At 68.6% G+C, this 14,701-nt stretch carries 17 protein-coding genes; 8 read left to right on the forward strand and 9 right to left on the reverse strand.

Going from position 1 to position 14,701, the window contains the following annotated elements; genetic code table 11:
• The 3 genes from ribF to Q0M60_RS02870 all read left to right on the forward strand — a co-directional run.
• Window positions 1–861, forward strand: an 861-nt coding sequence (gene ribF, locus Q0M60_RS02860) for a riboflavin biosynthesis protein RibF (protein ID WP_296815675.1), incomplete at its 5' end; no start/stop codon positions are given.
• A gap of 9 nt (window positions 862–870) precedes the next feature.
• On the forward strand, window positions 871–1,455 hold the full coding sequence (folE, locus tag Q0M60_RS02865; protein WP_296815678.1) for a GTP cyclohydrolase I FolE: 585 nt from the start codon (window positions 871–873) through the stop codon (window positions 1,453–1,455).
• Complete coding sequence (locus tag Q0M60_RS02870; RefSeq protein ID WP_296815681.1) at window positions 1,452–2,294, forward strand: 2OG-Fe(II) oxygenase; 843 nt, start codon at window positions 1,452–1,454, stop codon at window positions 2,292–2,294. The genes folE and Q0M60_RS02870 overlap by 4 nt, the downstream gene beginning before the upstream one ends.
• 12 nt (window positions 2,295–2,306) lie before the next feature.
• Here Q0M60_RS02870 and Q0M60_RS02875 read toward each other — a convergent pair whose 3' ends face one another.
• The 3 genes from Q0M60_RS02875 to flgB are packed head-to-tail and all read right to left on the reverse strand — an operon-like array spanning window position 2,307 to window position 3,461.
• Window positions 2,307–2,603, reverse strand: coding sequence for a flagellar hook-basal body complex protein FliE (locus Q0M60_RS02875; protein WP_296815684.1), 297 nt, complete (start codon window positions 2,601–2,603; stop codon window positions 2,307–2,309).
• Between the two features lie 11 nt (window positions 2,604–2,614).
• The gene (gene flgC, locus Q0M60_RS02880; RefSeq protein WP_296815685.1) at window positions 2,615–3,034 is read right to left on the reverse strand and encodes a flagellar basal body rod protein FlgC; all 420 of its coding nucleotides are present in this window, start codon (window positions 3,032–3,034) and stop codon (window positions 2,615–2,617) included.
• A gap of 19 nt (window positions 3,035–3,053) precedes the next feature.
• Window positions 3,054–3,461 (reverse strand): flagellar basal body rod protein FlgB, encoded by a 408-nt coding sequence (gene flgB, locus Q0M60_RS02885; protein WP_296815688.1) that lies wholly within the window; start codon window positions 3,459–3,461, stop codon window positions 3,054–3,056.
• A gap of 113 nt (window positions 3,462–3,574) precedes the next feature.
• Between flgB and Q0M60_RS02890 the strand changes: the two genes are divergently transcribed.
• Both Q0M60_RS02890 and fliP read left to right on the forward strand, forming a co-directional pair.
• A complete protein-coding gene (locus tag Q0M60_RS02890) occupies window positions 3,575–3,841 on the forward strand; it encodes a flagellar biosynthetic protein FliO (RefSeq protein ID WP_296815691.1) in 267 nt (88 codons plus the stop codon).
• Entirely contained in the window at window positions 3,838–4,662 is an 825-nt protein-coding gene (gene fliP / locus Q0M60_RS02895; protein ID WP_296815693.1) for a flagellar type III secretion system pore protein FliP, read from the forward strand. Before Q0M60_RS02890 ends, fliP begins: the two co-directional genes overlap by 4 nt.
• Here the strand turns inward: fliP and Q0M60_RS02900 are convergent.
• Window positions 4,659–5,657, reverse strand: a complete 999-nt coding sequence (locus Q0M60_RS02900; protein WP_296815696.1) for a phytase — start codon at window positions 5,655–5,657, stop codon at window positions 4,659–4,661. The two genes, fliP and Q0M60_RS02900, sit on opposite strands and share 4 nt — an antisense overlap.
• A gap of 205 nt (window positions 5,658–5,862) precedes the next feature.
• Here Q0M60_RS02900 and Q0M60_RS02905 point away from each other — a divergent pair, with 205 nt between their 5' ends.
• Entirely contained in the window at window positions 5,863–8,133 is a 2,271-nt protein-coding gene (locus Q0M60_RS02905; RefSeq protein ID WP_296815699.1) for a TonB-dependent receptor, read from the forward strand.
• Window positions 8,134–8,194: 61 nt separating this feature from the next.
• Here the strand turns inward: Q0M60_RS02905 and Q0M60_RS02910 are convergent, their stop codons facing one another.
• The 3 genes from Q0M60_RS02910 to Q0M60_RS02920 form a co-directional block, all read right to left on the reverse strand.
• Entirely contained in the window at window positions 8,195–9,088 is an 894-nt protein-coding gene (locus Q0M60_RS02910; protein WP_296815701.1) for a BON domain-containing protein, read from the reverse strand.
• Between the two features lie 126 nt (window positions 9,089–9,214).
• Window positions 9,215–9,808 (reverse strand): glutathione S-transferase family protein, encoded by a 594-nt coding sequence (locus Q0M60_RS02915; protein WP_366855471.1) that lies wholly within the window; start codon window positions 9,806–9,808, stop codon window positions 9,215–9,217.
• Window positions 9,805–10,506 (reverse strand): hypothetical protein, encoded by a 702-nt coding sequence (locus Q0M60_RS02920; RefSeq protein WP_296815704.1) that lies wholly within the window; start codon window positions 10,504–10,506, stop codon window positions 9,805–9,807. The genes Q0M60_RS02915 and Q0M60_RS02920 overlap by 4 nt, the downstream gene beginning before the upstream one ends.
• A gap of 228 nt (window positions 10,507–10,734) precedes the next feature.
• On the opposite strand from Q0M60_RS02920, the gene Q0M60_RS02925 reads away from it, so the two are divergent.
• The gene (locus Q0M60_RS02925; RefSeq protein ID WP_296815706.1) at window positions 10,735–11,121 is read left to right on the forward strand and encodes a 3D domain-containing protein; all 387 of its coding nucleotides are present in this window, start codon (window positions 10,735–10,737) and stop codon (window positions 11,119–11,121) included.
• Window positions 11,122–11,123: 2 nt separating this feature from the next.
• Here Q0M60_RS02925 and Q0M60_RS02930 read toward each other — a convergent pair whose 3' ends face one another.
• Window positions 11,124–11,552: a hypothetical protein gene (locus tag Q0M60_RS02930; protein WP_296815710.1), complete on the reverse strand. Its 429-nt coding sequence runs from the start codon at window positions 11,550–11,552 to the stop codon at window positions 11,124–11,126.
• A gap of 88 nt (window positions 11,553–11,640) precedes the next feature.
• On the reverse strand, window positions 11,641–12,360 hold the full coding sequence (locus tag Q0M60_RS02935) for a glycosyltransferase family 2 protein (protein WP_296815713.1): 720 nt from the start codon (window positions 12,358–12,360) through the stop codon (window positions 11,641–11,643).
• A gap of 73 nt (window positions 12,361–12,433) precedes the next feature.
• Between Q0M60_RS02935 and polA the strand changes: the two genes are divergently transcribed.
• On the forward strand, window positions 12,434–14,701 hold a 2,268-nt coding region (polA, locus tag Q0M60_RS02940), incomplete at its 3' end, for a DNA polymerase I (RefSeq protein ID WP_296815714.1).

The following is a 14,701-nucleotide window of genomic DNA, read 5'->3' on the forward strand; positions in this document are numbered from 1 at the left end:
CGCGGCCACCGGCGGGTGATCGCCGAGGCGCGGGCCGCGGCGGACCGGCTGGGCGTCCCCTGCGGGGTCGTCAGCTTCGACCCGCATCCGCGCCGCTTCTTCCAGCCGGAGGCGGTTCCCCTTCGCCTGATGACCACCGGCCAGCTCGCCCGCGCCCTGGAATCCGAAGGGGCCGACCGGCTTTACCTGCTGCCGTTTGACGCCGAGATGGCGTCCCTGTCGGACCGAGACTTCGCCGAGCGGGTGCTGGCCCGGGGACTGGGCGTGAGACACGTGGCGGTCGGATTCGACGTTACCTTCGGCAAGGGCCGGACGGGCTCGCCCGACCGCCTCGCCGCCTATGGCGCGGACATGGGCTTCGGCGTCTCGGTGACCCCTCAGGTCGCCGACCCCAAGGGCATGAAGCTGTCATCCTCGGCCGTGCGCGAGGCCCTGATGGGCGCGCGGCCCGACCGCGCCGCCGAGATCCTCGGCCGCCCCTTCGCCATCGAGGGCGAAGTCGTCCACGGCGACAAGCGGGGTCGAACCATCGGCGTGCCGACGGCCAATGTGCAGCTGGGCGACTACGTCCGGCCCGCCTACGGCATCTATGCGACCCGGACCCGCCTGCCGGACGGCCGCGTCTTCGACGGTGTGTCGAGCCTCGGGGTCCGGCCGATGTTCGAGACGCCCGAGCCGCTGCTGGAAGTCTGGCTGTTTGACTTCGACGAGGAGATCTACGGCCAGGTCATCGAGACCGAACTGATCGCCTGGATCCGGCCCGAGCTGAAGTTCGACGGGCTGGAGGCCCTGAAGAGCCGCATCGACCAGGACGCGGCCGAGGCGCGGGCTGCTCTCGCCGAGCTCGGCCGGAAGCACTAGATAGCCAGCATGACCGATCAAGCCGACCGAGACGTCACCCAGGCCGAAGCCGAAGCCGCCGTCCGAACCCTGATCCGCTGGGCCGGCGACGACCCCGACCGCGAAGGCGTGCTCGACACGCCGGGCCGGGTCGCCCGCTCCTACCGCGAACTGTTCGCCGGCTACGACACCTGCCCGCGCACCTATCTGGAGCGGACCTTCGAGGAGGTCGGCGGCTATGACGAGATGGTGGTCCTCAAGGACATCCGCTTCGTCAGCTTCTGCGAGCACCACATGCTGCCGGTCGTCGGCAAGGCGCACGTCGGCTATCTGCCCACGAACCGGGTGGTCGGCATCTCCAAGCTGGCGCGGGTCGTCCACGGCTTTGCGCGGCGCCTGCAGATCCAGGAGAAGATGACCTCCGAGATCGCCATGGCCATCCACGATGTCCTCAAGCCCGCCGGCGTCGGCGTGGTGATCGAGGCCGAGCACAGCTGCATGACGCTCCGCGGCGTGAACACGGCCGGGTCGTCCCTGACCACCAGCCACCTCATCGGGGCCATGCGCGACGATCCGCGCACGCGCGAGGAGTTCCTGAGGCTGGCCCGCGGGTGAGCGAACCGATCGATCTCGATTATCCGGAACTGGTCGCCGCGGCCGACGCCGGCGATGTCGACGCCGCGCACGCCCTGTCGCTAAGGCACGGGGCCGGGCTGGGGGCGCCGCCCGATTGGCCCGAGGCCTTCCGGCGGATGCGCCAGGCGGCCGAGGGCGGACACCCGGTGGCCCAGGCGACCATCGGACTGATCGGGGCCGACCCGGAGCTGTCCGGCTGGCTGACCCCGCCGCCGCCGCAGGTGATCTCGAAGCGGCCGCACGTGCTGTCGATAGCGGGCTTCATTCCCCCCGACATCTGCGCCTGGCTAATCGAGCGTTCGCAGCCCAAGCTGTCGCGCGCGCCGGTGTACGACAATGTGTCGGCCGGACCGATCTTCCAGGACAGCCGGGACAACTCGACGTCCGCCTACAATTTCTGGGAGGTGGACCTGGCCATGCTGCTGGTGCGCGAGCGCATCGCGCGGGCCACGGGCCTGCCGGTTCCGGGTCTGGAGCCCCTGCAGGTGCTGCACTATTCGGTCGGCCAGAGGTTCGAGCCGCACTATGACTGGCTTGACGCGACGCGCAGCGGCCACCAGCCGGATCTGGCCCGGGCCGGCCAGCGCATCGCCACCTTCCTGATCTTCCTGAACGAGGACTTCGAGGGCGGCGAGACGTCCATGCCGTCGATCGGGCTGGAGCACCGAGGGCGTACGGGTGACGCCCTGTTCTGGGCCAATGTGACGCCGGACGGAAAGCCGGACCTCAATACCCTCCATGCCGGCCGCGCTCCGACGGCCGGAGAGAAGTGGGTCCTGTCCCAGTGGTGCCGGAACCGCGCGCCGAGCTCGGACTGACGGGCCGAGCCGTCAGATCGGCATCCGCATGATTTCCTGGTAGGCCTGGATCACCTGATCGCGGACGGCCACGACCGTCTCCAGCGAGGCCTCGGCCGAGGCGATGGCGGTGACGACGCTGACGAGGTCGGCCTGTCCGTTCACATGGGCGGCCATCTGGCCTTCGGCGGCGCGGCTGGCCTGGACAGCGTCGCCCATGAAGCCGCGCAGCATCTCGTCGAAGCCGGGGGCCGCAGCCCCGCCCGCCGCCGTCGGCTGCCCCGCCCCTTGCGCCGCCGTATAGGCGCGGATTGCGGCCATCGGATCCATTCAGCGGCTCCCTACTTGCGCAGCAGTTCGAGGATGCGCTGGTCCATGGCCCGCGCCGTCTCGATGACGTTGAGATTGGCCTCGTAGGCGCGCTGGGCCTCACGCATGTCCATCGACTCGATCAGGGAGTTGACGTTCGGCCGCCGAACATAGCCGTCCTCGTCGGCCGCCGGGTGGCCGGGCTCATAGTCCAGACGGAAGTCGCCCTGGTCCTCGCGCACCCTTGCAAGTTCGACGCCCGAGGCGCCGTCGATGGTTCGGGTCTCGAACACCGGCACGCGCCGGCGATAGGGGTCGCCGCCCTCGACCGGCGCGGTGGATTCGGCGTTGGCGATGTTCTCGGCGATCACCCGCATGCGCGCCTGCTGCGCGCGCAGCGCCGAGGCGGCGACCGCCATGGTGGAGTTTCGTGGCGTGACCGGATCCGTCATGGCTCAAGCCTCCTTCAGATCAACGGCCCGTCGCGCGCGCGGCGAGCCGGAGCATGTTCAGGGATTTCTGGTAGAAGCCGATCGCCGCGTCATAGGCCATGCGGCTCTCGGCCATGCGCAGCATCTGCTCCTCGACCACGACCGAGTTGCCGTCGGGCGTGGTCTCGGAATCCGGAGAGACCTCGGCGGTGAAGGGCGTGGCGGCCGCTGTCGGCGAGGCCATGTGCATGCCTGAGGTTCGCATCAGGCCGACCCCGCGCGCCCCGTCGAGCGCCCGGGCGAAATCCGCAGGCGCGCTGAGATCGCGGGCCGCATAGCCGGGCGTGTCGGCGTTGGCGACGTTTTCCGCGACCACGCGCTGGCGCTCGCCCAGCCACGAGAGACGGCCGCGCAGCATGGAGAACAGGGGGATGCCGTCGATGCCCATGGGCATAATCTGCCGCGCCCATGGTTAACCGGACCTTTCGGAAAGGCGGCGTTAACCATGATTGGCGAGCCTGAGCGCCCAGCCGTAGCGGCTGGCGACGGGGCCGCCTCAGTATGAACTTCCTCGATTTCGCCCGCGCCGTTCTCGGGCTCGGCATCACCCTGGGGCTGATCGGCCTGGCCGCGGTGGCCCTGCGCCGCTATGCGCCGCAATGGCTGGAGCGCCTGCAGGCCGAGCGCGGCATGCGGCGGCTCAAGGTCGTCGAGACCCTGGTGCTGGACCCGGCCCGCCGCCTGGTGCTGGTCCAGGTCGACGACCAGGAACGCCTGCTCCTGCTCGGTGAGGGCAAGGAGCTGGAGCGGCCGGACAGCCAGCCATGACGCGGACAAAGCTCATCGGCCTGCCCAGCCGCGCGGAACTCAAGCGCGCGGCCGTGTTGTCCCTTGTCGTCACGCTGGTTTCCCTGGCCTGGCCGGTGGCGGCGCTCGCCCAGGACCTCGTCACCCAGACAGGCGCCGGGTCCTCGGTGAACATCGATCTGGGCACCGGAGCCGGACTGACCGAGCGGGTGGTGCAGCTCATCGGCCTGATCACGGTGCTGTCGCTGGCGCCGTCGATCGTCATCATGACCACCAGCTTCGTGCGGATCGTGGTGGTGCTGTCCCTGTTGCGCACGGCGCTCGGCCTTCAGCAGTCGCCGCCCAATGCGGTGCTGGTCTCGCTGGCCCTGTTCCTGTCGGCCATCGTCATGGCTCCGACCTGGACCGCAGCCTACGATTCCGGCATCCGGCCTCTGCTGGATCAGCAGATGGAGCTGCCCCAGGCCTTCGACGCGGCGGCCGAGCCGGTGAAGACCTTCATGCTCAGCCAGGTGGGGGAGAGCGATCTGGCGCTGTTCACGCGGCTGTCCCAGGTCGAGGCCGGCGTCACCGCTCAGGACCTGCCGCTGCGCGTCGTCACCCCGGCCTTCATGATCTCGGAGCTCAAGCGGGCGTTCGAGATCGGCTTTCTGCTGTTCGTGCCGTTTCTGGTCATCGACCTCGTGGTGGCCAGCGTGCTGATGTCCATGGGCATGATGATGCTGCCGCCCGTGGTCGTCAGCCTGCCGTTCAAGCTGATCTTCTTCGTGCTGGTCGACGGCTGGCGGCTGGTCGCGGGGTCTCTCGTCGAAAGCTTCCAGCGCGGCGTGGGCGGGGGTTAGAGCCCCAGCGCCCGCCGGACCTCCGCCCAGTCGACAAGCTTGAAGTTCTGCTGCTCGCGACGGGTGTCAGGCGCTTCGCCTTGGGTGTCGGCGTCGTCCTGCATGACCACGAGCCCTTGAGCGAAGGCGCCGACCGCGCCGCCGAGGGCGGCTACGCCGTCGGCGCCGGTCACGGCGTCCACGCCATTGGCCGCGACCACCGAGAAGCGGCCCCGGTACTCGAGCTCGGGGCCGTCGGCGCGGAAGACGGCGAATGCGCTGTCGCCCTGGCTGGAGGCGATCAGCCACGACGGTCCGCCCGGCTCGTGCAGCAGGGTCAGGCCCTCGACGTCGGGCTGGAGCATTTCGGATGGGGCGGCCGCCACGATGCGGCCTTGGGCCGTTCCCCGGGCGGCCGTGTCGAATAGCCAGACGCCCGCTGCCTCCTCGCCCAGATAGAGCCGCCCCCGAAGGTCATCCACGACACAGCCTTCCGGCTGACTGGGGACGGCGAAGCGCCGTTCCTCGACCGCCTGAACCGATCCGTCCGGGCCGGCGGCGACCCTCAGCTGGCGGACCTGACCGTCGGTCGAGTTGATGAAGACGAGAAAGTCCTCGCCGCGACGGCCGACGCACAGGCCGTAGGGCTCGGGCAGATCGAGCGGGACCAGCCCCCAGGCCGCGATCTCGAAGGTGCTCGGGTGCATCAGATAGAGCGCGGCGCCCATGCGCCCCCGATCACTGGCCGCCACCAGCACGCGCTCTCCCTGAGGTGTGGGAAAGGCGCCACGCAGATCGACATTGTTGAGCTGGCCGTCCGGGATGAATCCGAGGACCGCGCCGTCGAGGGCGTAGCTGTAGAGGCCGGCCTGCTTGTCAGTGCCGAGGATGACGACGCGCGACGGATCGGAGGGATCGACCCAGATTTCCGGGTCGTCCGCCGCGTCCGCCCTTGTAGTTCCTACCGCAACAGTCTCGGCAGCTGCCGGGACTGGCGTGCCGACGCCGACCGCCATCCTCCGGGAGTCTGAGTAAAGCTCCGGATCAAGCAGGACGCATCCGGACACGAGTATCGCCGCGCCGGGCGCTGCGAAGAAAAAGCAATATTTCTGCAGATTAAACATCACTGGCTCCCGGCAGCCGCCAAATCTATGGCGACGCTGTTCACACAGGAACGCTTTGCGGTCAATGACCGCTCTGTTACTCGGGAATGACAGAATGATGTCGAGAACTCTACTTGCCGCCGCGGCGGTCGCGCCGCTGCTCTTGGCCGCTCAGGCCCAGGCCCAGGAGGCGGTCCGCACGGGCCCGGACGAGGGCGAACCCACCGCGGTGGCCGAGGTGGTGATCCCGGCCCAGGCGACGTTCCGTAACCGGACGGACGACACGGTCCCGACGCTGTCCTACGAGCAGCAGTACTTCCAGCGATTCGAGCCGCTGACGGTGGGTGACGCGCTACGTCGCGTTCCGTCGGTGACCTTCCTGTCGGACGTCCTGGAATCCGACGGCGCACGTCTGCGCGGGCTGGACCCGGGCTACACCCAGATCCTGATCGACGGCGAGAGCGTCCCGGGCGCCGGCGATGATCGCTCCTTCTTCGTCGATCGCATCCCCGCCGAATTGATCGAGCGCGTGGAAGTGGTGCGCGCGCCTTCGGCCCGCCGCTCGGGCGACGCCATGGCAGGCGCGATCAACATCGTGCTGCGCGACGCCTACACCCTGGACGGCGGCTATCTGCGCGCCGGGGCCCGGTACTTCGACAACGGCGAGTGGCGCTTCAGCTACGGCGCCTTCTGGGGCGGCCAGTTCGGCCCCGGCCGCCTGCTCGCGGGCCTGGACGTGTCCGAGCGCTACAATCCGAAGAACAAGTTCTCGCAGCGCTTCGACGAGCCGGGGGGCACGCTCGACAACGTCGAGGTGCAGACCGACGTGCGCGACGGAACGGACTACGCCTTCAACGGAGCCTATGAGCTTCCGATGTTCGGGGGAGACCTGGAGCTGTCGACCGTCTTCGTCCGCACCGATCGCTACGAGGACGAGGATTCCTGGGAGTATCAGGACGGGATCATCACCAACCCCAACCTCCTTACCTTCAACGACAACGACACCGACATCCTGACCGACAACCTGTCCGTCCGGCTGGGCTGGGACGGCCCTATGGCCGGCGGCGAGACCGACATCAGCTTGAACTACGCGATGATCAGCGACGAGCAGACCGAGTTCGAGACCGAGTCAGAATACCTCCGCGACGCGACCCCCTTCCCGGACGAGGATCGCTTCACCGCCGACCAGACCCTGGTGGACATCCAGGACGAGGAGTGGACGCTGCGTCTGGATCACTCACGCGATGTGTTCGGCGGCGATGCCGAGCTGGAATTCGGGATCGACGTCACCCTGAAGACCCGGGACACCTCGATCCTCGAGGCCGACCGCATCCGCTTCAACGTGCCGAATGCTCCCGGCGTCCGCCCGACCGTGCCCCCCTATTCGGGCTACGATCCCGTTCCCGGCGGCCTGTCGCGCATCGAAGAGACTCGCATCGATCCGTTCTTCGTCTTCTCCGGCTCGGGCGGGCGGGTTTCGTGGGAAGCCGGCCTGCGCTGGGAGACGACGGACTCGACGATCGACGACATGACCACCTCGACGGTCGATGAGAGTGACTACAACCACGTGCTTCCGTCCTTCTCCTTCCGCCTGAACCTGTCGGAGCAGGACCGCCTTATCGCCTCGGTCGGCCGCAGCGTACGCCGGCCCAACTTCAGCTTCCTGTCGCCCGCGCTGCTGGAAGAAGAATTCGGCGACAGCGACTTCATCGGCAATCCGGCGCTCGAGCCGGAGACGGCCTGGGGCTTTGACGTTGGACTGGAGCGCCGGCTGGGCCGTCGCGGCGTCGCGGGGATCAACTTCTTCTACCGCGACGTTCAAGACCTCATCGAGTACGTGAACACCGGCCTTGAGGGCTCCGCCGGACCCGGCACCTTCATCTACACGGTCGATAACGTCGGAGATGGGACGGTCTGGGGCGTCGAGTTCGACCTTTCGACCCCGCTCGACGCGCTAGGCATGCCGGACACCGGGGTCTTCCTGAACTATTCGTGGCTCGATTCCGAGGTCGAGGACTTCCTTGGCGAGCGCCGCTTCAACGGTCAGTCGGATTCGGTGCTGTCGGCGGGCTTCACTCACGACATCCCCGCCTGGGAGCTGGCCTTCGGCGCCACCTACTTCCAGCAGGGCGAGGCCTTCGACCGCTTCCTGACCGAGGAGGTCACCACCACCTACGGCGAGAATCTGGAAGTCTTCATCGAGCGCCGCTTCGGCGAGCGTTTCGTGCTGCGCCTCACGGGCTCCAACCTGCTGAACGCGTCGAAGGACGAAATCTTCGACAAGTTCGACAATCTGGCTGACCAGGTCGCTCGCAGCTACGACGAGTACGAGCTCGAAACCGAAGACGCGGGCCCGGTGTGGCAGATCACGGGACGCTGGACCTTCTGATCCAGCCAAACGCCTGAAGCGATGGGCGGCGGGGCGAGCGATCGCCCCGCCGTTCCTCTTTCTAGGACACCTTGCCGGTGGTCGAGCCGGTCGCCGTCGTGCGCTTGGCGGCGTCCTCTCCAGCGTAGCTCGAACCGAACTCCTGGACGCGCAGGTTATTCTGCACGTGCCGGACGCCCGAGATGCGTTCGGCGCAGTCCTCGGCGCGCCGCTTGTCCGCGCGATTGGACACCGTGCCGTTCAGAGTGACCTCGCAGTCGGACACGGCGACCTCGATCTCCGAGGCGTCGAGCCAGGCGTCCTCGGTCAGCCGGTCGCTGACGTCCTCGCGGATACGGTCATCGGAGCGCCTGTAGCCCTTGGGGCCCTTGCCCCAATAGGCGCCGCGGTCGCCGGCGTAATAGTCACGCTCCGGCCGCCGGTCGTCGTCCGAGAACATGTCGGTCACCGCGTCCTTGGTGCGCTCCCACCAGTTGCGGCCATCCTGGTCGCGATAGTCGGACCGGTCGCGCCAGTCGCGCTCCGAGCCGTGGTACTCGGTTCCGCCATAGTCCCACCGGTCGCCAAAGCGGGCGGTGTAGGGGTCGTACCCCTGCTGACCGCGGCTGTAGTCACGGCCCTGCGCCCTGGGATAGCGGCCCTGTCCGTCATCCTGGCCATGAGCGCGGTCGCGGCCATAGCTGCGCGAGCGGGGCCGCTCCTCGTCCCAGGCCGATGAGTAGCGGCCCGTGTACTGGTCCTGACTATAGGCCGTCCAATCCGGCTCACGGCTGCGCTCCGCGCCGCCGTGCCCGTAGGCTCCATAGGGCCGACTGCGGGAGCGGTCTCGATAGTCGCGCGGCCCGAAGCTGTGGTCCTCGCGGCCCTGCCAGGCCTCGCGCCTTTGCCAGTCCTCGTCGGTTCGCCGACCTCGTCCGGCCTGATGGGAATAGTCGTTCCGATAGCGGTCATCCATGATCGCATGCTCCTCTGGACGGGTTGGAAGGAGCCGGCCGCCGCATGCGCCGGCTTCCACCCTGACAACCGCGCGCGAAGCGAATTGTTCGCCGGGCGCCGCCCGTGGCTCATCGCCGCGAGGTGTTCAGTAGGGCGCCAGCCCCAGAGCGCGCTCCGTCCGCGCGACCCAGGCCGAGACCGCGGGCCATCCGGTCAGGTCGAAGCCACCGTCGCCGGCCATGCGGGTGTAGGCGACCAGGGCGATGTCGGCGAGCGTCAGCCGCTCGCCGACGAGGAAATCGGAGGCCGACAGCGCCGCCTCCATCCGGTTCAGAGCCGCCTCGCCCCGCTGGAACAGCCTGGGGTCGAGGTCCTCACGCGACTTGCCGAGATAGGCCATCTGAAAGCGCGCGACGGCGATGTAAGGCTCGTGGCTGTACTGCTCCCAGAACAGCCACTCCATCATGCGGGACCGGGCGTAGGCGTCGCCCGGGATCAGGTCCGTTCCTTCCGACAGGTGGAGAAGGATGGCGTTGGACTGCGCCAGGGGACGGCCGTCCTCCAGGACCACCAGAGGAACCTGGCCGGCGGGATTCAGCGCCAGAAACGCCGCCGTGCGGGTCTGGCCGCCGACCACATCGACCTCGAACCAGTCGTAGGCGCGCCCGAGCCGGTCGAGCAGCCATTTGACCTTGAGACAGTTGCCGGACCGGGAGTCTCCGTAGAGGGCCAGGCTCACCGCCAGCCGCCGCTCATCGAGGCTTCCTCGGCCGCGGCGTTGGCAGGGCGGGCGATCAGGCCGGACTGGGTTATCCAGACCTCATATTCGCCGCCATCGACCATGGGCATGGCCGCGCCGGACCCATACAGCGTGTCGACCGCGCGGCCCATGAAGGGGAACCGGCGGCCCATGCGCCAGGCGTCGACCCACCAGCGCTCCAGGCGAGGGTCGCGGGGCGGTCGAAGGTTGTGGACGCTGCGCTCTGCGTTCAACTCGTCTTCGGTCTCGATGTAGCGGCCGGAAAGGCGGTCCAGCTGGTACTGGCTGTCCAGACCCAGGACGTTGGCCCAGGGCTCCCATTTGAGCACCCGCGCCTCGACGCGCCATTCGTCGCCGTGCAGGTCGTAGGTTTCGGTGCGGCCGTCCGGATAGACGTCGCTCGGCGGCTCAGTCAGTTCGGCGGTGAAGTGCTGAGGGCCGACCTGGACGGTCCTGAGGGTCGCCACCGGCCGCTCGAAGGTCAGGCGCTGATAGGTCTGGACATCCATGCCGATCAGACCGGCGATCACCGCGCCGGCGGCCACCGCGCCGCCGCCCAGCGCGCGCAAAAGGCCCGAGATCGGCCGCCCGCCGAAGAACGCTCCGAGCCCGGCCAGGAGAGTGATCACCCCCACCAGCGCCAGAAATCCCGGGATAAGCCACCACCACCAGACCACGGCCGACCTCCGTCAAGCTTGACGGCACCTTAACGCACGCAGGCGGCCTTGGGCGCCGCCTCTTGTCGCAGGCGAACGGCCAAGCCTTGCTTTCGCCTTATCGAGCGGCATTTTCGCGCCCATCCGAAACAGCCACGGACCTTTCCGGTGATCGACCCAACCTCGGCCGCCTTTACGCTCGCTATGCTCATGGGCCCCGCCGGGCCTCTCGCCTCTGAAGTCCCCGAAGTGGCGCCTCTGGCCGCCGCCGAAGCGCGGGAGCCGGAATGGCGAATGCGGGCGACCCTGTATCACCAGGGCGGCGGTGGCGCGGGTCCGCGGGATTCCCTGGGCTGTCCGCCGGTCGCCATGCGCACAGCCGCGACCGATCGAAACGTGGCGCCGCGGCGCAGCATCATCTTCATTCGCGAGACGGTCGGCATCCGCATGCCGGACGGCAGCCTGCACGACGGCGTCTGGTACGTCTCGGACACTGGGCCGGCCATTCGCGGTCAGCGCATCGACCTGTTCACCGGGATGGGCCGGTCGTCGATGGACCCGATCATGCACCTGAACACCGACCACCTCAGCGTGGTGCGGCTGGGAACCTTCGAAGGCTGTCCGCCCCGCGACTGACGCTAGGCCGCCCCGCCGGCGCCGAAGTCGAAGTCCTTCCGCGCCGTGATGATGGTCACGATGAAGCCGGCCATGACGTCGAGCAGGACCATCACCGTGATCAGGAAGAAGGTCGCGGTCGCGAACCTGGGGAAGAGCAGGAACTCCACCAGGCAGAAGATGAACAGGATCATCGACAGGGCGTGGTTGATGATCGCGACCTTCTGGCTGGAGGTCGACTTGAGCAACTCGAAGAACAGCAGGATCAGCGAGAAGAGGACCAGCAGGTCCCCGACGCCCATGACCCACCGGCCGCCCGACGGCATGGTCATGCCGATGAGCTCCTGACGCAGCGCCGCGTCGGCAGCCATGGCGGTGTCCGACATCCCGAACAGCGCGAAGATGTTGTAGAGGATGAAGGTGATGAACAGCAGCGGAAAGGCGGTCAGCATCGTGGGGCCCCTGCGACTTTGCCGTTCAGTGATATCCCTGTTCGCACGGCCCTGAAAGCGGGCAGCGCCTGTCACGAGAGTCGCCGCCTCAGGCTTCCGTGACATCGCCGGGGTTCCTGGAGCGCGTCCGCAGCCACATCACGCCCAGCAGATCGGAGAGCGCCGCCCACAGCCGGCCGAGGTTGGTGTACTTCGACCGCCCCGTCTCGCGGCCCCGGTGGCCCACGTCCATGAACCGGTTCTGATAGCCCTCGCGGATCATCAGGGCCGGCAGGTAGCGGTGGATGTGATCGAAGTAGGGCAGGCGCAAAAAGGCGTCGCGCCGGAACGCCTTGAGGCCGCAACCCGTGTCGTCGGCGTCATCGTTCAGCAGCCACTTGCGGATACCGTTGGCCCAGCGCGAGGCCCAGCGCTTGGCGCCGGAATCCTGCCGCTTGGCGCGCACGCCGCCGACCAGCGCCACCTCCGGCGGGGCGGCCATCAGGGCGTCGGCCAGCCTGGGCGCGTCCGCCGGCGGGTTCTGGCCGTCGCCGTCCAGCGTGACGATGATCGGCGCGCGCGCGGCCAGTACTCCGGTGCGCACCGCCCGGCTCTGGCCCGCGTTCTTCGCGTGGCTCAGGACGCGCAGCATCGGCAGCTCGGCCTTCAGCGCCTGGAGCTCGGCCAGGGTGCTGTCCCGGCTCGCGTCGTTGACGAACACCATCTCGAAGTCGCGGCCCTTGAAGGCCTCGGCGATTTCGCGCGCCAGCGGGCCGGCCGCGCCGGCCTCGTCATGGACGGGCACCACGATGGAGACGTCAGGTGTCATGCGCCGCTGATAGCGGTTTTTGCTCCGCTTAGGGAGGGCGACGGGCGGGGCGAGTTTCGCTATGCCTTGGCCCATGACCGACGCCCCCGAAACCGAGACGATCGCCGACCGCTCGCTGACCCAGGACGGGCCGGCCCTGCGCCTGTGGATGATCGACGCCTCGGCCTACATTTTCCGCGCCTACCACGCCCTGCCGCCCCTGACGCGAAAGTCCGACGGCCTGCCGGTCGGCGCCGTGCAGGGCTACTGCAACATGCTCTGGAAGCTGCTGCGGGAGATGAAGGGCGAGGACGGGCCGACCCACCTGGTGGCCATCTTCGACCACTCCGAGCGGACGTTCCGCAACGACCTCTACGACCAGTACAAGGCTCACCGGCCCCCGCCGCCCGAAGACCTCATCCCCCAGTTCGGCCTGGTCCGTAAGGCGACGTCGGCCTTCGGCGTCGCCTGCCTGGAGCTGCCCGGTTACGAGGCCGACGACCTGATCGCCACCTACGCCTGCAAGGCCCGCGACGCCGGCGGCGAGGCCGTCATCGTCTCGTCCGACAAGGACCTGATGCAGCTGATCGGGAATGGCGTCGTCATGTACGACCCCATGAAGGACCGCCGCCTGGGTGAGGAGGCGGTGTTCGAGAAGTTCGGCGTCGGCCCAGACAAGGTCGTCGAGGTCCAGGCGCTGATTGGGGACAGCGTCGACAATGTGCCGGGGGCGCCGGGGATCGGGCCGAAGACGGCGGCGCAGCTGATCCTGGAGTTCGGGGACCTCGACACGCTGCTGGCGCGGGCCGGCGAGATCAAGCAGCCGAAGCGGCGCGAGACGCTGATCGAGTACGCGGACCAGATCCGGCTTTCGAGAGAACTGGTACGGCTGACCTGCGACGCCCCGGCGGTGGAGCCGATCGACGACTTCGCGGTCCGGGACCCGGACCCGGAGGTCCTGTCCGCCTTCCTGGAGGAGATGGAGTTCCGCTCGCTGGCGCGTCGGGTCGGCGACGGCAAGGCGCCGGACAAGGAAGGCCCCGCCTTCGCCCGCGTCCCGACCGCGCCGGTGCTGACCCCGCGCTATGCGCCCAGCGAGGCGCGTGGCCCCGCGGACAGCCACGGCTTCAACCTCGACGCCTACGAGTGCGTCCAGACCGTCGAGGACCTCGATCGCTGGATCGCGAGGGCGCGGGCGGCGGGCGTCATCGGCTTCGACACGGAGACGGATGCGCTGTCGGCGACGCATGCGGGGCTGTGCGGGGTGTCGATCGCGGTGGGGCCCAACGAGGCCTGCTATGTGCCGCTGACGCATGAGCATGAGGTGGGGGAGACGGACCTGTTGGGCGGGGGCGAGGCGCGCCCCGCAATCCAGCAGATCGATAAGCCGACGGCGCTGGCGCGGTTGAAGCCGCTGCTGGAAGACGCTAGCGTATTGAAAATCCTTCAGAATGCCAAATACGACCTGGCGGTGATGGCGCGCAGGGGCATTCGGGTCGCGCCGTATGACGACACGCTGCTGATCTCCTACGTGCTGGAGGGCGGGCTGCACGGGCACGGGATGGACGAGCTGGCGCGGCTGCACCTGGGGCACGAGCCGATCGCGTTCAAGAGCGTGGCCGGGACGGGCAAGAGCCAGAAGAGCTTCAAGCACGTCGAGCTGAAACCGGCGACCTGCTACGCGGCCGAGGACGCGGACGTGACGCTCAGGCTTTGGCGGATCCTGAAGCCGAGACTGGCGCAGGAGGGCCTGCTCACCGTCTACGAGACCCTGGAGCGCGGCATGCCCGAGGTCCTGGCCGGCATGGAGCGCCACGGCATCCGCGTCGACCCGGAACGCCTGCGCCGCCTGTCCAGCGAGTTCGGCATGCGCATGGCCGAGCTGGAGGCCGAGGCCCACAGGCTGGCCGGCCGGCCCTTCAACGTCGGCTCCCCGCGCCAGATCGGCGAGATCCTGTTCGGCGAACTGGACATGCCCGGCGGCAAGAAGACCGCCTCGGGCCAGTGGGAGACCGGCGCCTCGACGCTGGAGGAGCTGGCGCTCAGCCACCCCCTGCCCCGCGCCATCCTCGACTGGCGCCAGCTGTCCAAGCTGAAGGGCACCTACACCGACGCCCTGATCGCGGCGATGGACCCGGCCACCCACCGCGTCCACACCAGCTACCAGCTGGCCGCGGCGACCACCGGCCGGCTGGCCTCGTCGGACCCCAACCTGCAGAACATCCCGATCCGCACCGAGACCGGCCGCCAGATCAGGAAGGCCTTCATCGCCGGCCCCGGCAATGTGCTGATCAGCGCCGACTATTCCCAGATCGAGCTGCGCCTGCTGGCGCACATCGGGGATATTCCGGAGCTGAAGGCG

Source organism: Brevundimonas sp. (assembly GCF_024711105.1).
Taxonomy (GTDB): Bacteria; Pseudomonadota; Alphaproteobacteria; order Caulobacterales; family Caulobacteraceae; genus Brevundimonas.

Coding starts and splice junctions, on each gene's coding strand:
- folE (WP_296815678.1), top strand. CDS start 871: ATGACCGATCAAGCCGACCGAGACGTCACCCAGGCCGAAGCCGAAGCC.
- Q0M60_RS02875 (WP_296815684.1), bottom strand. CDS start 2,603: ATGGATCCGATGGCCGCAATCCGCGCCTATACGGCGGCGCAAGGGGCG.
- flgC (WP_296815685.1), bottom strand. CDS start 3,034: ATGACGGATCCGGTCACGCCACGAAACTCCACCATGGCGGTCGCCGCC.
- flgB (WP_296815688.1), bottom strand. CDS start 3,461: ATGGGCATCGACGGCATCCCCCTGTTCTCCATGCTGCGCGGCCGTCTC.
- Q0M60_RS02890 (WP_296815691.1), top strand. CDS start 3,575: ATGAACTTCCTCGATTTCGCCCGCGCCGTTCTCGGGCTCGGCATCACC.
- fliP (WP_296815693.1), top strand. CDS start 3,838: ATGACGCGGACAAAGCTCATCGGCCTGCCCAGCCGCGCGGAACTCAAG.
- Q0M60_RS02900 (WP_296815696.1), bottom strand. CDS start 5,657: ATGGCGGTCGGCGTCGGCACGCCAGTCCCGGCAGCTGCCGAGACTGTT.
- Q0M60_RS02905 (WP_296815699.1), top strand. CDS start 5,863: ATGTCGAGAACTCTACTTGCCGCCGCGGCGGTCGCGCCGCTGCTCTTG.
- Q0M60_RS02910 (WP_296815701.1), bottom strand. CDS start 9,088: ATGGATGACCGCTATCGGAACGACTATTCCCATCAGGCCGGACGAGGT.
- Q0M60_RS02930 (WP_296815710.1), bottom strand. CDS start 11,552: ATGCTGACCGCCTTTCCGCTGCTGTTCATCACCTTCATCCTCTACAAC.
- Q0M60_RS02935 (WP_296815713.1), bottom strand. CDS start 12,360: ATGACACCTGACGTCTCCATCGTGGTGCCCGTCCATGACGAGGCCGGC.